The sequence below is a fragment of the Christiangramia lutea genome (genome assembly GCF_022489035.1).
Lineage (GTDB): Bacteria > Bacteroidota > Bacteroidia > Flavobacteriales > Flavobacteriaceae > Christiangramia > Christiangramia lutea.
In genome coordinates, this window is record NZ_JAKVTV010000001.1 from 1,306,330 (window position 1) to 1,323,172 (window position 16,843).

Annotated in this window: 17 protein-coding genes; 11 read left to right on the forward strand and 6 right to left on the reverse strand. The window is 38.9% G+C overall.

What is annotated here, in order from left to right; genetic code table 11:
- The 4 genes from ML462_RS05935 to ML462_RS05950 all read left to right on the forward strand — a co-directional run bounded on the left by ML462_RS05935 (position 1) and on the right by ML462_RS05950 (position 4,473).
- The gene (locus ML462_RS05935; RefSeq protein WP_240712832.1) at positions 1 to 1,539 is read left to right on the forward strand and encodes a DUF4301 family protein; all 1,539 of its coding nucleotides are present in this window, start codon (positions 1 to 3) and stop codon (positions 1,537 to 1,539) included.
- Position 1,540: 1 nt separating this feature from the next.
- Positions 1,541 to 1,942 carry an alternative ribosome rescue aminoacyl-tRNA hydrolase ArfB gene (gene arfB / locus ML462_RS05940; RefSeq protein WP_240712833.1) on the forward strand — a complete coding sequence of 134 codons (402 nt, stop codon included), beginning with the start codon at positions 1,541 to 1,543 and terminating at the stop codon, positions 1,940 to 1,942.
- Between the two features lie 500 nt (positions 1,943 to 2,442).
- The gene (locus ML462_RS05945; RefSeq protein ID WP_240712834.1) at positions 2,443 to 2,778 is read left to right on the forward strand and encodes a hypothetical protein; all 336 of its coding nucleotides are present in this window, start codon (positions 2,443 to 2,445) and stop codon (positions 2,776 to 2,778) included.
- 342 nt (positions 2,779 to 3,120) lie between these two features.
- A complete protein-coding gene (locus tag ML462_RS05950; RefSeq protein ID WP_240712835.1) occupies positions 3,121 to 4,473 on the forward strand; it encodes a sigma-54-dependent transcriptional regulator in 1,353 nt (450 codons plus the stop codon).
- Here the strand turns inward: ML462_RS05950 and ML462_RS05955 are convergent.
- Positions 4,463 to 6,910: a hybrid sensor histidine kinase/response regulator gene (locus ML462_RS05955; protein WP_240712836.1), complete on the reverse strand. Its 2,448-nt coding sequence runs from the start codon at positions 6,908 to 6,910 to the stop codon at positions 4,463 to 4,465. The genes ML462_RS05950 and ML462_RS05955 overlap by 11 nt on opposite strands.
- 283 nt (positions 6,911 to 7,193) lie before the next feature.
- Here ML462_RS05955 and ML462_RS05960 point away from each other — a divergent pair, with 283 nt between their 5' ends.
- A complete protein-coding gene (locus ML462_RS05960) occupies positions 7,194 to 9,575 on the forward strand; it encodes a TonB-dependent receptor (protein ID WP_240712837.1) in 2,382 nt (793 codons plus the stop codon).
- A gap of 62 nt (positions 9,576 to 9,637) precedes the next feature.
- Here ML462_RS05960 and ML462_RS05965 read toward each other — a convergent pair whose 3' ends face one another.
- Positions 9,638 to 10,066: a hypothetical protein gene (locus ML462_RS05965; protein WP_240712838.1), complete on the reverse strand. Its 429-nt coding sequence runs from the start codon at positions 10,064 to 10,066 to the stop codon at positions 9,638 to 9,640.
- 253 nt (positions 10,067 to 10,319) lie between these two features.
- On the opposite strand from ML462_RS05965, the gene greA reads away from it, so the two are divergent.
- The 3 genes from greA (at position 10,320) to ML462_RS05980 (ending at position 11,698) form a co-directional block, all read left to right on the forward strand.
- Positions 10,320 to 10,796: a transcription elongation factor GreA gene (gene greA / locus ML462_RS05970; protein ID WP_240712839.1), complete on the forward strand. Its 477-nt coding sequence runs from the start codon at positions 10,320 to 10,322 to the stop codon at positions 10,794 to 10,796.
- Between the two features lie 96 nt (positions 10,797 to 10,892).
- Positions 10,893 to 11,288 carry an HIT family protein gene (locus ML462_RS05975; protein WP_240712840.1) on the forward strand — a complete coding sequence of 132 codons (396 nt, stop codon included), beginning with the start codon at positions 10,893 to 10,895 and terminating at the stop codon, positions 11,286 to 11,288.
- Positions 11,285 to 11,698 carry an acyl-CoA thioesterase gene (locus tag ML462_RS05980; RefSeq protein WP_240712841.1) on the forward strand — a complete coding sequence of 138 codons (414 nt, stop codon included), beginning with the start codon at positions 11,285 to 11,287 and terminating at the stop codon, positions 11,696 to 11,698. Before ML462_RS05975 ends, ML462_RS05980 begins: the two co-directional genes overlap by 4 nt.
- Here ML462_RS05980 and ML462_RS05985 read toward each other — a convergent pair.
- Positions 11,695 to 12,843 carry a sensor histidine kinase gene (locus ML462_RS05985; RefSeq protein ID WP_240712842.1) on the reverse strand — a complete coding sequence of 383 codons (1,149 nt, stop codon included), beginning with the start codon at positions 12,841 to 12,843 and terminating at the stop codon, positions 11,695 to 11,697. The genes ML462_RS05980 and ML462_RS05985 overlap by 4 nt on opposite strands.
- 114 nt (positions 12,844 to 12,957) lie before the next feature.
- On the opposite strand from ML462_RS05985, the gene ML462_RS05990 reads away from it, so the two are divergent.
- The 3 genes from ML462_RS05990 to aat all read left to right on the forward strand — a co-directional run bounded on the left by ML462_RS05990 (position 12,958) and on the right by aat (position 15,011).
- The gene (locus ML462_RS05990) at positions 12,958 to 13,830 is read left to right on the forward strand and encodes a flavin reductase family protein (protein ID WP_240712843.1); all 873 of its coding nucleotides are present in this window, start codon (positions 12,958 to 12,960) and stop codon (positions 13,828 to 13,830) included.
- A 7-nt stretch (positions 13,831 to 13,837) separates the two neighbouring features.
- Positions 13,838 to 14,212: a DUF3127 domain-containing protein gene (locus tag ML462_RS05995; RefSeq protein WP_240712844.1), complete on the forward strand. Its 375-nt coding sequence runs from the start codon at positions 13,838 to 13,840 to the stop codon at positions 14,210 to 14,212.
- 160 nt (positions 14,213 to 14,372) lie between these two features.
- Positions 14,373 to 15,011, forward strand: a complete 639-nt coding sequence (gene aat, locus ML462_RS06000; protein ID WP_240712845.1) for a leucyl/phenylalanyl-tRNA--protein transferase — start codon at positions 14,373 to 14,375, stop codon at positions 15,009 to 15,011.
- On the opposite strand, the gene ML462_RS06005 is transcribed toward aat, so the two are convergent.
- From ML462_RS06005 to ML462_RS06015, 3 genes are read right to left on the reverse strand one after another with little or no spacing between them, the layout of a single operon-like run.
- Positions 15,004 to 15,687 carry a DUF2490 domain-containing protein gene (locus ML462_RS06005; RefSeq protein WP_240712846.1) on the reverse strand — a complete coding sequence of 228 codons (684 nt, stop codon included), beginning with the start codon at positions 15,685 to 15,687 and terminating at the stop codon, positions 15,004 to 15,006. The genes aat and ML462_RS06005 overlap by 8 nt on opposite strands.
- Positions 15,668 to 16,249 carry a hypothetical protein gene (locus ML462_RS06010; RefSeq protein ID WP_240712847.1) on the reverse strand — a complete coding sequence of 194 codons (582 nt, stop codon included), beginning with the start codon at positions 16,247 to 16,249 and terminating at the stop codon, positions 15,668 to 15,670. The genes ML462_RS06005 and ML462_RS06010 overlap by 20 nt, the downstream gene beginning before the upstream one ends.
- Positions 16,246 to 16,842, reverse strand: a complete 597-nt coding sequence (locus ML462_RS06015) for a DNA-3-methyladenine glycosylase I (protein WP_240712848.1) — start codon at positions 16,840 to 16,842, stop codon at positions 16,246 to 16,248. The genes ML462_RS06010 and ML462_RS06015 overlap by 4 nt, the downstream gene beginning before the upstream one ends.
- Position 16,843: the final 1 nt, after the last annotated feature.

Consider the following 16,843-nt stretch of genomic DNA (forward strand, 5'->3'; position numbering starts at 1 on the left):
GTGAATTTTAGCGAGAAGGATACTCAGCAAATAAATAAAAAAGGAATTTCTATCCAGGAGGTGGAAGAACAGATTGCAATTTTTAAAAGAGGAAATATAAAGGTAAATATTACTGAAGCTGCCACTGTTGGGAAGGGGATTAGCAACATAGAGACAGCCGAAAAACACGACCTGATAGAGTTTTATGATTCTGAAAAGGCAAAACATAGCCTTTTGAAGTTCATTCCGGCCTCCGGAGCAGCTTCAAGGATGTTCAAGGCACTGCATAACTTCGTTGGTGATTTCGATCCTGAAAAACATGAACTTCGAGAGTACCTGGATTCTACAGGAGATTCAAGCCTGCAAAGGTTTTTTAATCATCTTGAAAAGCTTCCATTTTATGAACATGCTTTGGAAAAAGCTAAAAAGAACAATAAAGATTATGACAACCTGTCCACCGATGCTCAGCATAAGGTATTGGTGAGAACCATTCTTGAATCGGACGGACTTTACTTAAGTAATTTACCAAAAGGTCTGGTGCCTTTTCATAAATATGACCAGCATATCGCAACGGCTTTTGAAGAGCATCTTTTGGAAGCAGCAAAATTCCTGGAGGTAGATGGAGTGGCTAAACTGCATTTTACAGTTGCAGAAGGCGATAAAGAAAAGTTCCAGGGAGAATGGAAGGAAATAGGGAGTAGAGTTGAAGAAAAGACCGGGGTTAAATTCGAGATAGAATACTCCTATCAGGACCCAAAGACAGATACCATCGCAGTAAATAATGATTTCGAGCCATTTAGAACCGAAAACGATAAACTTTTCTTCAGGCCGGGTGGCCATGGAGCCCTTATCGAAAATATGAACCAACTGGAAGAAGAGATAGTTTTTGTCAAAAATATCGATAATGTGGTCACTGAAGACAATGTCCAGAACGTTGTAGATTTTAAAAAAATGCTTGGAGGTAAGCTATTCCAGGTTCAGCAAAAAGTATTTAACTATCTGGAAGTTCTGGGAAAAGGCAATGTTCCTTCTGAAAAACTTGATGAAATTCAGGATTTCCTAAATACTGAGCTTAATATAAAAGGATCATCTTCCAAAGATCTTTTTATAGAATACCTGAAGGAAAAATTAAATCGTCCGCTTCGAGTTTGCGGTATGGTCAAGAATGAAGGAGAACCTGGAGGAGGTCCATTCCTGGTAAAGGATAAGAACGGTGAAATTTCACTTCAGATTATTGAGGGGGCTCAAATAGATAGTGATAATCCTGAACAGGCCAAAACTGCCAGGGAAGCAACCCACTTCAATCCTGTAGATATTGTTTGTAGCCTGAAAGATCATAAGGGCAACTCTTATGATTTGAATAAATTTGTAGACGAGGACATGAGCTTTATTGCCGATAAGACCAAAGACGGTAAGCCTCTCAAGGCTCTGGAACGACCAGGACTATGGAACGGGGGAATGGCAAAATGGAATACCATTTTCGTTGAAGTGCCTGTGGAGACTTTTAATCCCGTGAAAACGGTTTCAGACTTACTCAAAGAATCCCATCAGCCAAAATAATATGAATGAAGAGATCATTCTGAATGAACTGGACTTTAAAGCCGTAAGAAGCTCTGGTCCGGGTGGACAGCATGCAAATAAAACTGCGACCAGGGTAGAGTTGAGTTTCGAAATTTCAGCTTCCCAGGCCCTAAGTGAAAAGGAGAAAGAAAGAATATTCAAAAAGCTTTCCGGGCGTATCAACAAGGAAGGTGTGCTAAAGATGGCCAGCGAGGATTCCAGGAGTCAGCATTCAAATAAAGAACTGGTTATTCAAAACTTTCTTTTTGAACTTAAAGAGGCTCTTAAAAAACCAAAACCCAGGAAAAAAACAAAACCTACAAAGGCTTCAAAGATCAAGAGATTAAAAGCCAAAAAGAAGAAATCTGAGATCAAGGCAAATAGGAAAGATCCTTTGAAATAAAAACTGGGGAAATTTTACTCAATTTCTGAGGTGTTTCTACAGTTTTTTTGTGGAAATTAAAGAAGTGGCTTTCTTGATAAAATTCATAAATGACTGTTTTATAGTATTATCGGTTGATTAGTGCATGTTTTTTTTGAGTGGTACGATTTTTACTATTAAGTAAGTAGGTTAGTATTGGGAATGGAATAGATTATAACTAACTAATTTATTCTGTTTTATAATTTAGATTTTCGGATTGAAAAGGCTCCTTTTGGGAGCCTTTTCTATTTATGAGTGTTTTAAAGCTGAATTAAAATTATTGGAGTGAGGTGATATTTCCACATTTTATGTTTCCAAATTCATGATTTTCTACATAAAATTTTGTGAATAAATTAATGCAAGTCTCTGTTAGCTGTTTGAAATACAGCTATATGAGTGAAATTAATGAAATTGGCATAATTATTCTAATATATAAGATAAGAAACCTGATCAAATTAAAAAGATCAATAAAAACTATAATTATGAAAAGGATTGCATTAAGTATTATGACGATGGGGGCTATGTTTTTTGCTACCCAAATGCATGCGCAGGAAGAGGAAATAGCGTCTGCAGAAACTACTGCAGAGATGGTCCAGGAAGAATTTGCCAGTGTAGATGTGCAGGAATTGCCTGAGGCAGTTAAAGATGCCTTAAGTACAGACCATGCTAATGCTACTGTTACCGAAGCCTGGATAAAAACTATGGGTGAAACCCAGGTTTATAAATTAAAACTGGATGTGGAAGGAGAAACTAAAAAAGTCTATATAGACCAGGATGGATCCTGGGTAGATATGAAAGATCATTCAGGTAGTTATTAATTAAAGTCCGGTGTGGGAGAAACCAACTCCCCGGTAGCAGATAAATGAAAAAGCTTTTTGAAGTAATATCTACCCCGGCAAACTTGCAAAAAAGTGACTGTTTTCAGGATTATTCCTGATGACTTACAACCAGAAAACTAACACTATAAAAGGTCACTTTTTTGCTTGTTTACCAAAAAGTAGTAGAAAATCTGTTAAATGGGAATTAGTTTTTGGCAATTGGATAACCATAAAATTGCCTTATAAGAGAGGAACGAAAGTTACCTCTCTTTTTTATGTTTTCTTTTAAAAGCTAATGCTTTAAAGATTATTACCTTTGTTAAGCTTTTATAAAATTTTTCTATGTCTAAAGTATTGGTCGTTGAGGACGATGTAGCATTTGGAACTATGTTAAAAACCTTTTTGGAGAAAAGGGATTATAAGGTAGCTTTGGTCTATTCCGCTGAAGAAGCCTTCAAAAAGATTGCTTCAGATAAATTTGACCTCGTACTAACCGATGTAAGGCTTCCAGATAATGATGGTCTTGAAATACTTAAGAATGTTAAAGACGAGAATCCTGCTACCCAGGTGATCGTGATGACCAGTTATGCTGAAATTAGTATGGCGGTTAATGCAATGAAGGAAGGAGCTTTTGATTATGTTTCTAAGCCTTTCAGGCCGGAGTCTATCCTTCAAACTATAGAAAATGCCCTGCATACTAATGAGGTTGCTCCTAAAGTTGAAAAATCTAAGCCTGCTAAAAAAAGTACTGGTCCTTTAAATGAAAATAAGGACATGGTTAAAGGCGTAAGCGAGCCTTCACGAAGACTTAGCGATTATGTAGAGTTAGTTGCCCCAACTAATATGTCTGTACTTATTACCGGGGAAAGTGGAACCGGGAAAGAGCAGATCGCGAAAAGCATTCACCTACAAAGTAAAAGGCAGAATGCTCCCTTTATAGCTGTGGATTGTGGTGCTATTCCTAAAGAAATTGCTTCAAGTGAATTTTTCGGCCACCTAAAAGGTTCTTTTACCGGTGCAATTAACGATAAGACCGGCCATTTTGCTGCTGCGAATGGCGGAACCTTATTCCTGGATGAAATCGGGAATCTCACTTACGAATTACAGGTTCAGTTATTAAGAGCTTTGCAAGAAAGAAGGATAAAGCCTGTGGGAAGTAATAATGAGATTGAGGTAGATATTCGTGTAGTGACGGCTACAAACGAAGACCTTTCAGAAGCGGTTAAAGAAGGTGATTTCAGGGAAGATCTTTATCACAGGTTAAATGAGTTTTCTATAAAAGTTCCTGCATTAAGGGAAAGAAAGGAAGATCTTATGCTTTTTGCCAATCAATTCCTGGATGAAGCCAATGCAGACCTTGAAAAAAATATTGTTGGTTTTTCAGACGAGGCCATTCATGCTTTCAAGAACTATAACTGGCCTGGAAACCTTAGGGAGCTTAAGAATATGGTGAAACGGGCCGTACTTCTAACAAAAGATGATCTTATTCCGCTAAAAGTTCTTCCGCATGAGATCGCTACTTCCAGTCGTACCAATGAGAATGATTACGGTTTGTTCAAAAACAAAAATGAGGAACAACTGATTCTTGATGCGCTTGAGAAAACAGGCGGTAATAAGAGTAAAGCGGCGCGAATGTTATCTATAGATAGGAAAACCCTGTATAATAAACTTAAGCAATACGGGATTAAGCTGTAATACTGGTATTGAGGCTGGACATTAATTCGAAAATCTTATTTTCAAAATTATCAAATTGTTGCTCGGTGATTTCTTCCCGGGACTCAAGTTTCATAAGAACCACAATTACTTCATTCGCCCTCATCTGTCTTAACATAGGGAGCATTCTATGTGCGAGTTTGCCCATCCTATCTGTATCCTTTTCATCAAAGGCATCTCTCAATTCCTCAAGACTGTCCTGAGCGCCATTCAGAAATGCCTGTATAATAGTATGCATGGCATCCTCGTCCTGACCTGAAAATTCATAAATGTCAGTCAAATCGTAATTATCAGATTTTAACTGAATATTGGTCAATGCTGGCTCAACTTTCTCTTCTTTTTCCTCATAATTCAGATGTAACAGGTTGGCAATACTCTGTTTTAGTTCCTTGGTTTTATAAGGTTTTAAAAGTTTATTATTAAAGCCAACTTCTGTATATACTTCTCTTTCAATATCGGTTCTTCCGGAAAGTGCTATTACCGGCAGATCTTTAAAATTTTCATCGGTTCTTACCCTGTTTATTAATTCAAAACCATCTAAAATCGGCATTTGAATATCAGTAAGGATAAGGTCAAATTTATTAGATCTTAATTTTTCAAGCCCAATTTTCCCATTCTCTGCGGTCTCTATTTCGAACCCCATAGACTTAGCCACTTCTACGGTTAGAGATAACTGTCCGGGTTCATCATCTATAATAAGTACTTTTTTTCCTGAAGCATCAAGGTCCAGGCTTTCTTCAGTCTGGTCCGTCAGCTCTTCTCTTTCCGGTTCCTCACGGGTTTCAGAAATCTTAACTACAGGGATTAGAATGGTGAATTTGCTGCCCTCTCCCTGTTCACTTTCTAGGGTGATATCTCCATCTAAAAGTTTTGCCAGCCTTTTGGTGATGGCCAGTCCAAGTCCCGAACCTCCAAAACGCTTTTCTATACTACTGTTTTCCTGAGAAAATTCCTCAAAAATACTTTCCTGCATTTCTTTGGAAATTCCTATTCCGGAATCTTCTACGCTTATTTCGAGAAGGTGGTTTTTATCTGAAGTATTTTTTAATTCTGCCGAAATCACAATTTCACCTTCTTCGGTAAATTTCCAGGCATTGGAAATAAGGTTGGCCAGGATCTGTTTAATTCTAAAAGGATCACTTTGTATCTGAACATTAGTCTCATCAGATACCTCTATAATAATATCTACATCCTTTTTCTTTTCTGCCGGAATCACATTATTCACTGTATCATGAATAAGTTTTTTAGGATTGAAAGAAAGTTTTTCAATGAGCATCTTTCCAGCTTCCAGTTTTGATAGATCTAGAAGGTCGTTTACCAGTCTTAGGATGAATTCAGAAGATTTTTTTATCTGGTTCAGGTAATGTTTTTGCTTGTCGTTGAGGTCTGTTTTCTGTATAAGATCTGTATAACCCATTACGGTTGTAAGCGGACTTCTTAAGTCATGCGTAATGGCAGCCATAAATTGCTCCCGGCTGGCCAGTAAAGATTCGGCAAAATCTTTAGCCTCTTCCAGTTCTGCTCTATACCGCTGACTTCTGGTGATGTCACCAATAATGTTTATGATGAAATAGAGGATAATGAGGAGAATAATACAACCTCCAATAATGATAATATTAGAGGTTTTATTAAGCATATTCTGGAAAACCTCTGCTCTTTCTACCGTATTTTCACGTTCCTTTTGTTCCAGTCCAGCCAATAAACTTTGAAGCTGCTGGTTTAGGATCATGTCGTTATTAAGCAACTCGTTTTCTTTCTGGATTACTTCATTCTGAAATTGCCTGTTGGCAAATTCCAGATCGGTAAGTACTCGCTTAACCGATTTTACAACCGAGTCCAGCCGTTGGGTGGTGATGCGTTCGGCATTATCCTCTCGGGAATATTCCAGCCATTTAACCAAGACATCCTTTTGGTAAGGCTTTAAATTCCTGAATCGGTTTTCGTAATTATAATCTTTAAAGGAGGCATCTATGTTCTTTAGTTCGCTTAAAGCTTTAGAATAATAATTCGTATTTCTATCGGTGTCTCTTAAAGCTACCAGCTCCTTGAGGTTTTCGGTTTTCTGGTCCAGAAGTTTATTTATGCTATCGGTCTCTTTCTCAAGATCTATGTTCTCGTATGTTTCCTCCAGTTTACGTAGCTTCCCTTTGATAGAATCAATCTGGGCATTGTAGATCTTCAGTTCTTCTTGTTCACCAGATTGAATAAGCCTTCGGCTGGTATTCTCTGATTCGTTTAGATTGGTGCTTATTTCGCTTACCAGGATTAACTGCTGATTGTTTTCGGTGTTGGATTGAGCGATCTGGGAATATGCGATTACCTGATCATAAACATACCATACGGCCAGGCTCGCAAGGATGGCCACAATAACATATCCGGTAACTACTTTTACGGTGATGGAGCGTTTTGCACTTAACATTACTCAGGATTTATCTAAAATTAAGCCAAATCTGTGAAATCTCCTCAAATGTATTGGATTTCTAAAAAAGCATATTACTTTTGCGCCACAATCTCATAAGGGGTGCCACTTTTTTGTGGCTGAGATCATACCCAATGAACCTGGGCAGGTAATGCTGCCAAGGGAATTGCGCGAAAGCGCAGTGTATGCACTCCTGATATTGCCGAATGGCAGTCTCAGGATTTTTTATTTTAATCTAAAATCAAAAGAATAATCGCCCCTTTTATTCGTGAAATATTTACGAATGAAAAATGTATTATTTTTTGCAGGCTTTTTAATATTTTCTTTACAAGCCTTTGCGCAAGAATTCACTGTTTCCGGTACCGTAACTGAGAATGGAGAACCACTCGAGAAAGCATCGGTGTATCTCAGAAGCACTGGCAACGGGACGCTTACCGATGAAAATGGAAATTATGAACTCTTTTTAGAGGAAGGGAATTATACCCTTGTTTTTTCTTTTGGAAACCAGAAGACCCAAAAAATAGTCTTAGATCAGGATATTCAGATTAATATGGATCTGGCCGGAGCCGAAGAAGCTCTGGATGAAGTATTTCTATCTGCTGTAAGGGTCAATCAGCAATCACCCATCACCTATAGCAATCTTTCTAATGAGGAGATCGAAGACAGGAATCTTGGACAGGATATCCCGGTTTTGATGAACTATATGCCCAACGTGGTGACTACTACTGATGCTGGTAACGGAGTAGGATATACCGGAATTAGGGTTCGTGGTAGTGATGCTACCAGGGTGAATGTAACTATTAACGGAATTCCTTATAACGATGCCGAGAGTCAGGGAACTTTTTGGGTGAACCTGGGGGATTTTGCCTCATCTGTGGAAAATTTGCAACTACAACGAGGAGTAGGAACATCAACCAATGGAGCTGGAGCATTTGGAGCTAGTTTAAACATTTTAACCGATTCTTATAATGAAGAGGCGCAGGCCGAAATTGCCAATAGCGTTGGTTCTTTCAATACCTTTAAGCACACGGTTAAGTTTAGCACCGGCTTATTCAATGATCATTGGGCCTTCGCTGGAAGAGCTTCAAAAATTCGTAGTGACGGTTATATAGACCGGGCAAGTAGTGACCTGAAATCTTATTTTCTGCAGGGTACTTTTGTTGATGATAATACTTTAATTAAAGCTCTCACTTTTGGGGGTACAGAAAGAACATACCAGGCTTGGTATGGGATAGACGCTGAAACTCTGGAAAATGACCGGACTTTTAATCCTGCCGGGATCTACACAGATGAAGATGGAAATACGAGGTTCTACGATAATCAAACCGATAATTATTCCCAGGATCACTACCAGCTTATGTGGAACCAGGATTATGGAAGCAGCTGGTCTTCTAACATAGCTTTCCACTATACCTATGGGAGAGGTTATTATGAAGAATATGAGGAGGATGCCAGTCTCACCGATTTTGGCCTGGAACCATTTATTTCTGGTGGGGAAGAGGTTAATACTTCAGATCTAGTTGGCACTAAATGGCTGGATAATCATTTCTACGGAACTGTTTTTAGCCTGAATTATCAGAATACAAATTGGGATGTTACTCTTGGTGGTGGCTGGAATAAATATGAAGGTGATCATTTTGGAGAAGTGGTTTATACAAGATTTGCCAGAAATAACGATCCTTATGAGCCTTATTATTTCAACCAGGCAGACAAAACAGATTTCAACCTCTATGGAAAAGCAAATTTTGCTATCACCGAAAAACTGGCTGGTTATGCCGATCTTCAGATTAGAACGGTGAATTATGAAACCGATGGCCTTCTAGATGACCAAACCAGGTTCTTGAATGAGGATAGCTTTAGCTTTTTCAATCCAAAAGCCGGCCTTACGTATGAGTGGGACAACCTGAATCAGCTCTATTTTTCATATGCCAGGGCCCACCGTGAGCCTAGCCGGAACGATTATGAGAATGGCGACCCGGAGCCGGAGGAGCTGAACGATTTTGAACTTGGCTGGAGACATAAAAGCAGGTCTTTCCAGTTGAATACGAATCTTTATTATATGGCCTATGAAAACCAATTGGTGTTAACTGGAGGAATAGACGATGTTGGCGCGTTTATACGCCAGAATAGTGGGAAAAGTTACAGGCTGGGACTTGAAGTAGATGCAACAGTTAGGCTGTCAGACAGATTTACAATTAGGCCTAATATCGCCCTGAGCAGAAATAAAAATGTAGATTTTGTTTCACCTTTCAACGGGGAGCTGGTAGAGTATGGTGATACAGATATTTCATATTCGCCAGAAATCGTAGCCGGTAATATTTTCAATTACGAACCGGTAAATGGTCTGGAATTGAAACTGCTTTCAAAATATGTTGGGGAGCAATATATGAGCAATGTTGAAGCTGAAAATTCTAAACTGGAAAGCTACTTCACGAACGATTTCAATATCCAGTATAACTGGGAAAATCCCTGGATTTTTAAGGAAATCGTGATCACAGGTTTGGTGAATAATATCTTCAATGAGAAATATGTCTCTAATGGATATTATTACACCTTCGATATTTCTAATGATGACCTGCCTTCTGGGGTGCAGACTTTAGATGGGGCAGGATATTATCCCCAGGCCACTACTAACTTTCTATTAGGACTTACATTGAAGTTCTAGGAAATTGTGGGTTTTTAGCCGCCTCCTTTCTTTATTGTAGGGGTAACAGGAAGGGGGCTTTTTTAATTAAAAACTTCCAAAACATTGCCTGAGCGTTGTACTCTGTAAGGTTTCATGGTATATTGACCATCACCTTCTGAAAGCTCACCGGTAATTATATTATATTTATTGTCATCGCAGTTGCAGCTGGCAAGAACTCCATTAACGGTCATTGTTGAACAGTTGCTAGGTGGATGATTAGGATCACTAAGTTCGAATGCGGCGTATTGATTATTGTTGATATTGTAAATTACAATGCCTTTGATTCCCTGGTTGTAAGTTGAATACGAATTTCCCGGATAAGCCAGGTCATTGTATTCTGGTAAGTTCAGATTCAATTGCAGGTTGACTCTAACATCTGGCAGATTTGGATTATTACGGAAATTGTCATCAGATTGGGAACAACCTGTTACAAGCAAAAATATGGAGAATATTAGAAGAGCTTTTTTCATAAAACTTTGAATTATGGCGAAAATAATATAATTGTACCTAAAGATTAAATTTCTTACATTTGTTTAAAGAAATCCCGCTAACTATGGGATTTTTTCAGTTAATGATACAATAGTTTAAACCTGGTGAGCTAAAAACTTTTAGAACCGGGCAATCCTGCGTCCAGGGATTAATTTTATTACTAAAATCATTATAAGGTATGGTTTCCGGTTTTAGGATTATTTCTAATACCGCGGATAATAAAACGATAAAGTTATGAGTAAAGTATCTTATTATACCCCCGAAGGTTTAAAAAAGCTTCGTGATGAGCTTAATCAGCTTAAAGATGTGGAAAGACCAAAGGCTTCTCAGGCTATTGCAGAGGCAAGAGATAAAGGAGATCTAAGTGAGAATGCTGAATATGATGCTGCCAAGGAGGCACAGGGGTTATTGGAAATGAAGATCTCTAAGTTAGAGGAAGTAGTGGCCAATGCACGGGTGATAGATGAATCACAACTTGATACATCTAAAGTCCTGGTGCATTCCCACGTGAAGATTAAGAATAAAACGAACGGAGCTGAAATGGAATACAAGCTTGTAGCCCAGAGTGAAGCCGATCTAAAATCGGGGAAGATATCTGTAGATTCTCCCATAGGTAAAGGCCTGCTTGGAAAAGAAGTAGGAGACACCGCAGAGATCCAGGTTCCCAATGGAACTGTAAAGTTCGAGGTTATTGAGATCTGGAGAGAATAAAGCTCCGGGTTCTGTTAAGATTTAATCCTTTTCTTTCATTTGTATTTTCGGATTTGAGAAAAGGATTCTTTATTTTTATGAAAAATCAACCTAGTCATGTCAACATTATTTACAAAGATCGTTAAAGGAGAAGTGCCGGCATATAAGGTGGCTGAAAATAGTCAGTTTCTGGCATTTTTAGATATCAGGCCAAATGCAAAGGGACACGTTTTATGTATTCCCAAAAAAGAGGCTGATAAGATCTGGGACCTGGAAGAGGAGATGTATCAGGAATTAATGCGATTCACCAGACGTGTCTCAATTGCGCTTGAGAAAACAGTGCCTTGCAAGCGCGTGGGAATGGCAGTAGTTGGTTTGGAGGTCCCTCATACCCATGTTCATTTAATACCGCTGAATAGCATGAGAGATATGGACTTTTCCAATCATGTTGAAATGAGCGATCAGGAATTCAAAGATCTGGCAGCTGCCATTGGTGAAAATGTAGATTTGTGAGCGAATATTCAGATTATAAACTAAGTGTTGATATTAGGGTAGACTGGAGCGATCTCGACATATACGAGCATGTAAATAATGTTTCTTATATGCGCTTTCTTCAAAGCGGACGAGTGAATTTCTGGGAAGCTTCAGGGGTCTATGATTATTATAGAAAATCTAACCAGGGAACTATGCTGGTTTCTACAAAATGTGATTTCAAAAAATCTCTCTTTTATCCAGGAAAAGCAATTATAAAAACCAAACTCGATTTTATTGGAAATACAAGTTTTGGTTTAAAACATGTTATTCTCAATGAGAATGGAGAACTGTGTGCTGAAGGAAATGATGTGATTGTTTGTTTCGATTTCGATAAAAATGAAACATTTCCGGTGCCAGAATGGTTAAGGGAAAGTTTCTCGAAACTTTAAACCTTCTTCAGGCTTATTTGAAAAGTAGTTCCTTTATTAATTTCACTTCTGGCTACTTTTATCTTCCCTCTATGATATTCTTCAATGATCCTTTTAGCCAGCGATAGGCCTAATCCCCATCCTCTTTTTTTAGTGGTTTGGCCGGGTTCAAAGATCAGTTTAAATTTATTCTTGTCTATTCCCTTACCTGTATCTGTTATATAGATATGGGCCGCTCTCATATCCTGTTTAATCTCGATCATTAATTCACCTTTTCCCCGCATCGCATCGATTGCGTTTTTAACCAGGTTCTCAATGGTCCAGCTATAAAGCTGTTCATTCAGCATCACATAAATGGGCTGCCTTGGTGATCTTAGACTAAAATCGATTAGGTTAGAACTTCTTGCTTTCAGATAATTGAAGCTTTCCCTGGTGGCTGCAACAATATCGGTTTGCTGTAAATTCGGGGATGAACCAATCTTTGAAAACCTTTCTGTGATTGTTCTTAATCTGTCTATATCTTTTTCCATTTCTTCCACATAGGAAGGGTTTACGTTTTCGGTCTTGAGAATCTCGGTCCAGCCTATAAGCGAACTTAGTGGTGTTCCTATTTGATGAGCGGTCTCTTTTGCCATTCCGGCCCAAAGTTTATTTTGTTCACTATTCTTTGTAGTAGTGTAGAAAAAGTAAACCACTCCAATAAATAAAAATCCGATCAGGGTAAGGCCTATAGGGTAATATTTCAGTTTGTTCAGTGCAGGAGAGTTTCCATAATATAGATACTGAACCTGATTGTCGCCAAGGTCTACGATTATGGGTTCATTTTCGTCCTTCAGATCTTCAAGGTATTCCTGGGTTCTTTCCGGATCTTCAAGAATGGCCGGGTCTATATTCGTGGTATAATCGATTTCTCCATTTTCATTGGTGTGGATAATGGGGATAGTAGTATTGTTGTTCAGGATCTCAAGAATAAGACTAAGGTCGGCATCCTCGGGAGCATTACTTAGCTCCTCCTGTGCCTGAGCCCAGATATTCATTTTGGCTCTTTCATCCTCTTTAAGTCGCTGAAAAAAAATACTTGTATTCCAGAGCACCAGAACGATGACCACCAGGCAGGAAATTATGATAAACCAGCGATTAAAGCTGCGTTCGTCGGGTAGATTCATGTAGTTTTCCGGCTTTTAATCAAAAATAAATATAAGCGTTTTAAAACTATTTTTATTGTAATGCATTGCTTTTCATTCCCTGCGTGATTCTTTATCTTTGGCAAAAATTAATCTATGTTAAGTATAGAACCTAAGGACATAAGTGTCGGGAAATTACATCAGTATCTTTTGGGTGCCATAGGTCCAAGGCCAATTGCCTTTGCCAGCACTGTAGACGAAGATGGAAAACCGAACCTTTCTCCTTTTAGTTTTTTTAATGTTTTTGGATCTAATCCACCGGTTTTGATCTTTTCACCAGCAAGAAGAGGTCGAGATAATACCACCAAGCATACTTTTGAAAATGCGAAGAAAGTAGACGAAGTAGTGATCAATATCGTGAACTTTGATATTGTGCAGCAAATGTCGCTTTCAAGTACCGAATATGCCGAAGGAGTAAATGAGTTCGAAAAAGCTGGTTTGACCATGCAAAAGTCTGACCTGGTAAAGCCATTTCGGGTTGCTGAATCTCCAGTGCAATTCGAATGTAAGATCAAGGAAGTGATTGAAACTGGTTCTGAGGGCGGTGCAGGAAATCTTGTGGTTTGCCATGTAGTGAAAATGCACATCAAAGAAGATATCCTAGATGAAAAAGGATTTATAGACCAGTATAAAATAGACCAGGTTGCCCGTATGGGAGGAAACTGGTATTCCAGGGCCAGGGAAGGAATGTTTGAAGTGCCTAAGCCACTTTCAACCCTGGGAATAGGCGTAGATGCTATGCCGGAAGAAGTGAGAACAAGTAAGATCCTTACCGGGAATGACCTTGGGAAACTGGGTAATGTGGAAGCTTTGCCCGAAAATGGTGAAATTGAAGCATTCCTGAAGCAGAATACTCAGGAAGCAGAACTTGTAAAAACTGGCGATAAGGAAAAAATTCATAAGCAGGCACAGGTTTACCTTGAGAAGGGACAACCGGAAGATGCCTGGAAAATATTATTAGCAAAATAAAGAGACAATGGAAGTACAGGGAAAAATCAAATTAATCGGAGATACTAAGACATTCGGTAGCAACGGATTTCAGAAGAGAGAAGTTGTAGTAACTACCGAAGAGCAATATCCGCAGCATTTGCTCATCGAGTTTGTTCAGGATAAATGTAGCCTTTTAGATTCTTACCAGGTTGGGCAACCGGTGAAGATCGGTGTGAATTTAAGAGGTCGTGAGTGGGTAAGCCCACAGGGAGAAACAAAATATTTTAATTCTATCCAGGGTTGGAGAATCGAAAACCTTGCTGCACAACAGCCATCAGGTGGCTCAAATGTTCCTCCACCAGACCAGTTTGAACCAGCGAACGACCTGAATGAAGAGGATTATGATGATCTTCCTTTCTAGATTTTGTCATGCTGAACTAGTTTCAGCATCTCTCGAGAGCCCCTGAAACAAGTTCAGGGTGACGTAATTTAGGTTAGGTATCTAAAATTCTGATAAAAATCAAAGTCCGGCGGTAATTCTCCCCGGACTTTTTTATTTTCAAACTCTAAATTCGAATCCTTTGTATTTCATTTATCCAAATCAGGCGTTTCCTCCGGTAGACTTTGCAGATGAAGACGGTTTGCTTGCAGTTGGTAGAGATCTAAGTCCTGAAAGGTTAAAAGAGGCTTATTATAAAGGGATCTTCCCCTGGTATAATGAAGGTCAGCCGGTACTTTGGTGGTCGCCAGATCCCAGAATGGTGCTTTTTCCGGAGAAGTTGAAAATTGCCAAAAGCATGAGGCCATTTCTAAATCAGGAAAAATTTCAGGTAACCTTTAATCAGCAGTTTGAAAGAGTGATCGAGAACTGTGGGAATGTGGATAGAAAAGGGCAGGACGGCACCTGGATCACTCAGGATATCAAGAAGAACTACCTTCAATTATTCCTTGAAGGAATGGCATTTTCTACAGAAGTTTGGGATGGGGCTAATCTTGTAGGTGGTTTATATGGCATATATTTAAGGGATAAAAATGTTTTCTGTGGCGAAAGTATGTTTTCCACGGCTAGTAATGCTTCAAAATTTGGTTTTATTAAGCTCGTTCAAAAGCTAAAACAAGAAGGGGTGAAATTACTGGATTGCCAGATTTATACCAGTCACCTTGAAAGCTTGGGAGCTGAAGAAATTCCCCGTAACGAGTTCCTGGAATATCTTAAATAGAGATCGTAAGCCCTCCTATAAGGAACAGGCCGTGAAAAGAATTAAGATTGTACTCCTCAAGTCTGTATTGCAAACCCAGGTCGGCTTTGTTCCCGCCTCCAATATCCTTGCCCAGTGAAATATCGAACCTTTGTCCTAGTTCCGGCTTTTCTTCTTTGGTAAAGCTCCATAAGGCTTCGGCGCTCATAACCAGGAAATATTCATTTCGATCTATCCTTTCGCCATTCAGTGGATATTCAACCGAGAACTGGTATCTGCCGCGATAAATAGTTAATTCCCTAATCCTTTGTTCGAATCTGAACCGGTGTGCTACCTTAAGTGCATTATACTTGCGGGACCGGCTATACTGCTGGGTGATCCTTATTTCATCTTTTCTCCTATCCTCGAAAAGCTCATTGAAGCGGTACCTCAGGCCGAGACTTAGTTTTCCGTAAAAACCTACCTCGTAACTGGTGAAATGACTTAATTCGACAAAATTCACTCTGAACTGGCTGGTCTTATCAAAATATAAAAGATCCCGATTGGTGATCCCAAAATTAAAGGACCAACGGTTTGGGCGGTCGATATTTATGGCGATTTCGGGCTCGGCTTGAATAACGAAATTTTGCGATTGAGAGATCGTACTCACAAAAAGAAAAGCCAGAAGATAAAATAATCTAGAAGATGAGGTAGTCATATGAATTTCTGATTATTTCTCTTTCATTTTTAAAATTCCCCTTAGCATCAAAAAGCATCTCATATTTCTTCAATTTCCCTTTGTTCTTGGTCGCCACAATAAGTTCAAAGTGATCTGGGAAGTTCGAATCGAATTTTTTTGCTCGCTTCATGGTAAGTTCAGGATCTTCCTTGTTTGAGAGATATTGTGCCTGGATCTTTTCGATCTTGAACCGGTCATGCTTTGTATCTAAATAATGCTCAATTTTTTTTAGAATTTCATTTTTAAGGTCTTTTTTCTTTACCTGCACCTCGATGTCTTCCAGAATTCCATCTTCATCGAACTCAACACTAAACCTATGACGGTTAAACTTAAACTTGGCTTCATAGCTTTCCTTTTCACCGTCGGTTTCAAAATAATGCCTTAGTTTATAGATGTCTTCAGGGATGTTTAGCAATAAAAATTCCTGAGCCCTTTCAGGCATTTCTTCTCTGTCTATATCCTCTTCCTTTTCGATCTTTTTATCCTGGGACGAGGCAAATATCGGAAGCATTAGAATAATTATAAGTAACCAATGTTTCATGTAAGCTTCATTTTCTTTCCTAACTCCTTAACTTCCTTATATCGAAAACAATCTACCTGATGATCGTTTACCATACCCGTGGCCTGCATATGCGCGTAGATAACTGTGGAGCCCACGAACTTAAAACCTCTTTTCTTTAAATCTTTGCTCAGCTTGTCACTAATCTCTGTAGTGGAGGGAGCATTTTTATAGTCTTTAACCTCGTTTTGAATAGGCGCTCCGTCTACAAATTGCCAAATGTATTTGCTAAAACTGCCAAATTCCTCCTGAATTTTCATGAATTCCCGGGCGTTGGTTACGGTAGCTCTAATCTTCATCTGGTTTCTAATAATTCCGGTGTTTTGCATCAGCTCGGTTACTTTGGCATCATTATACTGAGCTATTTTTCGATAATTGAAATTATCAAATGCCTTCCTGAAATTGTTTCTTTTTCGAAGCACCGTTATCCAGCTTAATCCAGCCTGGAAGGTTTCAAGGGTTAAAAATTCAAAAAGTGTTTCATCATCCAGTACTGGAACTCCCCATTCATGATCGTGGTATGCTTCATATAGTGGATCGCCTTCACACCATCCGCAACGTTTTATTTCTTCCATA